A 4,076-nucleotide genomic window follows, 5' to 3' on the forward strand; every position below is an offset into this window, starting at 1 on the left:
TCAGACGGGCAACCCGCATCGTTGGTTTGTTCCGTATCTGTCATGGATCGGTCCTTTCATAAAAAAAGAGCGCTGGCCCGTTTTCAGAGCACAGCGCCTGTTTAAGGTCATTGTGGACACGCCTCAGCGTTCCATGCGCGGCTCAGAGTGCTGTTGCCCGGAGCGTTCACGAAACCGCTCTGGCGTACCGCCACCGCGATGATCGGACGCTCTGTCATTGCCCTGATCGTAAGACTGCCGTTGGTTGCGGGTCAGAGACTGCTCGCGGCGCAACTGCAGCGCATGGGTGCGCGCTTCCTTACCCAGTTCTGCGATCCGGAGGATCTCCGTGTCTGAGAAGGAGTTGGTCTCCTGCAGCTTGCCGTCCCTGGCCTCATAGACCTTGGCGAGGTTCACCGTGTAATAGGTGTCCCCGTCGCGGCTTTGGTTTTGCCACAGCGTGGCTTTCAAGCGACCATCTCTAAAAGTGGCCAGCGGTTTGTTAGACGTAGTTGTATTGTCCATGGAAAATCCTTTCTTCCTTGGTTGGAGGTTAGTGGTTTGGGTTTGTCTCGTTCCGGTGCTGCGGCAGACCATTCTGCGGGCACACACTAGCAAGAACGAATAGTGAACATATCACAGCCTGATATGACAATGCAACCTTTAATTGTTATCTCTCAGATACTTACCTCCTTTGCTGTTATCGCTCCCGGTCGCGGGAACGGGGTTTGCGTGTGTCTTTGCGCGCGGCCGTGAACTCGGCGCGGGTCATGGCCGCGCCGTCGGAATGGGTGCGCAGCTCCTGGAACCAGCTCTCCTCCTGCAGCTTGCGGTTGGGCAGAGCAAAGCTCGGATGCGGGTCCGGCAGGACGTGCCGCGGTGTGCGGTATGTTGGCCTGCCTGCACTGTCCGCTTGGGCGCTCTCCGGGCGGTGTTGGCTAGGAAAGGTCTGGCCAGGCAACTCGCGCCGGGCGGCATCAAAGGCCTCCCGCGCGAGACCAGCATCCCGGTAGAACAACCCCATATTGCCGGGCAGTTCGCCGCGCATGCGGTAGGCATAAGAGATCGACATGAAGGTGGGACCGCGAGAAATGAATAGCTACAGGCGGCGCGCCGGGTCATATCTATTGACGGTATCATTCGAAAGAGTTGAACCGTGACCGCTCAGCTTCTCTTGTCTCAGATTTTGGCCGCAGGTGCTTTCGGTCTTGGGATCTGGGCGATCAATACCGTTCCGCGCGGACTTATGCTGAGAAGATGGTGTTATTCCGCAGCGCTCAACGCTGTGCACTTGTTGCTTCTGGCCGAACCCATCGGTGCGGGCGCCGCATTGATCACAGCGGCGCGTTTTTTGATGGCGTCCCTTTTGACAAAATATTCGATGTGGAGCGTCATTGGGCCAGCGGCATTTATTGTCCTTGGTCTGCTTTACGCATCCCTGACCCAGACGATGGAAAGCTCAATTCTCGCACAGATGGCCTTTGTAACCGGCACCGTTGGCAGCTTTTTTCAGAGTATTTTGATAGTGCGCGGATTCATGATCATCACAACCACGCTCTGGCTCTCGTACAACCTACTCATCCCAAGTCCGGTTGCGATACTCTCAGAGAGCTGTTTTTTGATTTATCACCTGATCAAGCTTCGGCAGATCTACCGGGAACGAACTAACGAGTTCAACCAGTCTTAAGTGTAGACCTACGCCCGGACAAAGATGCCTTTGGGCGACTTGGCAACTATTTCAAACTCATTCGTGAAGCGGGGTCTGTCACGCTGAGATCACTGAAATCGAAGCGATCATCCAGATTGGAGGTTGATGCCTGAGGGGCCTTAAAGGCCGGGTCCGAAGCTGGCAGGCGCGCACGCACCGCATCCGGCACATTGCTGGTCATCAGATTATCGAGGTCGTCAAAGTCGTCCGCGCTCAGTCCGCCTTGATCGATCAAGGTTTGCGCCTGATCAAGTTTGTCTTGATAAGCCAGTAGTTCCTGACGCTCTTGTCTCAAAGCATCGTTTGCATCATTGGCCGAAGTCCATGTTTCCCAGGATGGATGATGGTCTGGTATCTGATCCGGGTCAATTTCAGACAAGGAGAGCGCGTTCCCGTGTTGATCAAAGACACGCTGTCCATCCTCGGTTTCAAAAACCTTTCGTCCGTCCGGCAATTCATATGCAGTCGCCAGCAAGTGGTCCAAACGTTCTTGCATCTCGTCAAGGCGTTCCTGATTATCAAGAAGTGCTTCAATCGTGGCGTTCTGATGGTAACCGACCCGCTCATTCAGTTCCTGGAGCCGCGCGGCGTATCTCGTGTCACCCGTCACCAGAAGGGCTGTGAGCAGATTTGAGCTTTCCGCCTGCTCGTCCTTGGTCAGTTCCGCACGCTCCACGATGCGTTTGTCCTGACGGCGAAACCCCTCTTGCCGCAGCTCATGCGCCTCACCGGACTGCATATGATCTTTGTGTTCCAGAGCTGTCTCAAAATCCGACATCATGCACCGCACCTCCTTTGAACAAGCGCTGCAATGATCGCACCAGGCGTCCGGTCCTGAAACTTGGCGAAGGCGGCAAGAATGTTGTCATACAACCAGTGGTAAATGCACGCCATGCCGTCGGTGGTATTTCCGTCCGCGCGGAAACGCGCATATCCCAAGCCTTCTATGATCCCGGAAATGAATGGAAACCTGTCACTGGGTTCGATATCGAAAAGAACGGCTCCGGCGTTAAGATCTTTGGCCTGCGCAGGCATTGCCGTCCCGCACGTGACCGCGATCAGCATGGCCCCCAAAGCCTTCTTCAAACCAACCACCGAAAACCACATAAACGACGGTTTTTGCTCGATAAATTTGTATCGCAGTAGAGATTAAGGTATGATGGAAATATAGCTGGAAAACCTGAGATTTTCGCCGCATGGGGCGGCAAGACAGTTGGAATCCGGCAAACGCACAGAAAGGGTCCTTATGGTTGCACCGGTATGCTGAGATGCAGGCCCAGCTCAACGCTCGACAAAGAACATGAAGAAGCTCGGATACTTACGCGTCTCAACGCATGAACAACGCCCGGATCGCCAGATCGATGGTATGCGCGGGCTCTGTGACGAGTTGTTCATTGAGCATGCTTCTGGGGCGACGATGAAACGCCCGGTCTTCGATCAGGTGCTGAAGACACTTCAGGAAGGCGATACTCTCTTCGTCTGGGACCTCGACCGCGCCTTCCGCTCGACTCTTGATGCAATCCAGACCGCCGACGCTCTTCAGCAACGCGGCGTTGCACTCAACATCGTCAATCTGCAGCTCGACACCCGCACGCCTGCGGGACGGCTCGTCTACACCGTCCTGAGCGCTTGCGCGGAGTTTGAGAGACGGCTGATTTCGCAAAGAACCAAAGAAGGACTGGCGGCAGCGAAGCGGAGGGGAAAGCGTTTGGGAAGACCGCCGAGGCTGAGTTGCGATCAATTGAACTCTGCTCGCCTCCTCATCGAAAGTGGCAGCGCCGTGAAGGATGTTGCAAAGGACGTTGGAATACATCCATGGTCACTCTCACGCGCCATTCACCGTGACCTCAAGATTCTCAAGTGACCCGGAAAAAAAGGCACGCGACCTACTGCATATCTCGATGTGAATACCCACTTCTGGTTGCTAGGCATGCGTACATCAAAATAGCTTCTTAACCTGTGCCGATGGTCCCCTGCGTCTCTGGGTGACCCAACCAGCACTAACCGTTTGACCACTCTTGGACATATTAGTCGCCGCATCACTTATACGATCCTGAATCCCGAGAATTCTTGTGCGTGCCTCAAAGCGGGCAAGTCGATGCACATCCGTCGGGCTTTTGAGTGCTCCTGGCACGCGAACTGGCTTTGCGATTCCCGGGGGCGTGAAAGTGTATTGCTCAAGCGAGCGAATTTCCTTTGCCGTGTAAGTCGTCCCTTCATGCTTTTGCAGCGCAAAGTTCGTGTAAGTACGTTCCATTGATTGCGCCTTCGATTTTAGTCGGTCCGCTTTAAGATCAATGTCACCTGTGCGGATGATCAGCCCCACCTGAGTGGTCCAATTTGATTGTTAGTGCATGATTGGCGTTTGGTCCATCTGGACGATGGTTTC

The 4,076-nt window shown here is 54.6% G+C and carries 7 protein-coding genes; 2 read left to right on the forward strand and 5 right to left on the reverse strand.

Going from position 1 to position 4,076, the window contains the following annotated elements:
• Positions 1 to 123: 123 nt before the first annotated feature.
• Both Q1A53_RS23150 and Q1A53_RS23155 read right to left on the reverse strand, forming a co-directional pair.
• Positions 124 to 504, reverse strand: coding sequence for a hypothetical protein (locus tag Q1A53_RS23150; RefSeq protein ID WP_299971709.1), 381 nt, complete (start codon positions 502 to 504; stop codon positions 124 to 126).
• Between the two features lie 175 nt (positions 505 to 679).
• Positions 680 to 1,051: a hypothetical protein gene (locus Q1A53_RS23155; protein WP_299971711.1), complete on the reverse strand. Its 372-nt coding sequence runs from the start codon at positions 1,049 to 1,051 to the stop codon at positions 680 to 682.
• A gap of 84 nt (positions 1,052 to 1,135) precedes the next feature.
• Between Q1A53_RS23155 and Q1A53_RS23160 the strand changes: the two genes are divergently transcribed.
• On the forward strand, positions 1,136 to 1,666 hold the full coding sequence (locus Q1A53_RS23160) for a YgjV family protein (RefSeq protein WP_299971713.1): 531 nt from the start codon (positions 1,136 to 1,138) through the stop codon (positions 1,664 to 1,666).
• Positions 1,667 to 1,712: 46 nt separating this feature from the next.
• Here the strand turns inward: Q1A53_RS23160 and Q1A53_RS23165 are convergent, their stop codons facing one another.
• Both Q1A53_RS23165 and Q1A53_RS23170 read right to left on the reverse strand, forming a co-directional pair.
• Entirely contained in the window at positions 1,713 to 2,468 is a 756-nt protein-coding gene (locus Q1A53_RS23165) for a hypothetical protein (RefSeq protein WP_299971716.1), read from the reverse strand.
• Positions 2,465 to 2,794, reverse strand: a complete 330-nt coding sequence (locus tag Q1A53_RS23170) for a hypothetical protein (RefSeq protein ID WP_299971719.1) — start codon at positions 2,792 to 2,794, stop codon at positions 2,465 to 2,467. Before Q1A53_RS23170 ends, Q1A53_RS23165 begins: the two co-directional genes overlap by 4 nt.
• 193 nt (positions 2,795 to 2,987) lie before the next feature.
• Between Q1A53_RS23170 and Q1A53_RS23175 the strand changes: the two genes are divergently transcribed.
• Positions 2,988 to 3,551 carry a recombinase family protein gene (locus Q1A53_RS23175; protein ID WP_299971722.1) on the forward strand — a complete coding sequence of 188 codons (564 nt, stop codon included), beginning with the start codon at positions 2,988 to 2,990 and terminating at the stop codon, positions 3,549 to 3,551.
• Positions 3,552 to 3,626: 75 nt separating this feature from the next.
• On the opposite strand, the gene Q1A53_RS23180 is transcribed toward Q1A53_RS23175, so the two are convergent.
• Positions 3,627 to 4,013 carry a hypothetical protein gene (locus tag Q1A53_RS23180; protein WP_299971725.1) on the reverse strand — a complete coding sequence of 129 codons (387 nt, stop codon included), beginning with the start codon at positions 4,011 to 4,013 and terminating at the stop codon, positions 3,627 to 3,629.
• Positions 4,014 to 4,076: the final 63 nt, after the last annotated feature.

This window comes from uncultured Roseobacter sp., from assembly GCF_947496515.1.
Taxonomy (GTDB): Bacteria; Pseudomonadota; Alphaproteobacteria; order Rhodobacterales; family Rhodobacteraceae; genus Roseobacter.

Coding starts and splice junctions, on each gene's coding strand:
- Q1A53_RS23150 (WP_299971709.1), bottom strand. CDS start 504: ATGGACAATACAACTACGTCTAACAAACCGCTGGCCACTTTTAGAGAT.
- Q1A53_RS23155 (WP_299971711.1), bottom strand. CDS start 1,051: ATGTCGATCTCTTATGCCTACCGCATGCGCGGCGAACTGCCCGGCAAT.
- Q1A53_RS23165 (WP_299971716.1), bottom strand. CDS start 2,468: ATGATGTCGGATTTTGAGACAGCTCTGGAACACAAAGATCATATGCAG.
- Q1A53_RS23170 (WP_299971719.1), bottom strand. CDS start 2,794: ATGTGGTTTTCGGTGGTTGGTTTGAAGAAGGCTTTGGGGGCCATGCTG.
- Q1A53_RS23175 (WP_299971722.1), top strand. CDS start 2,988: ATGAAGAAGCTCGGATACTTACGCGTCTCAACGCATGAACAACGCCCG.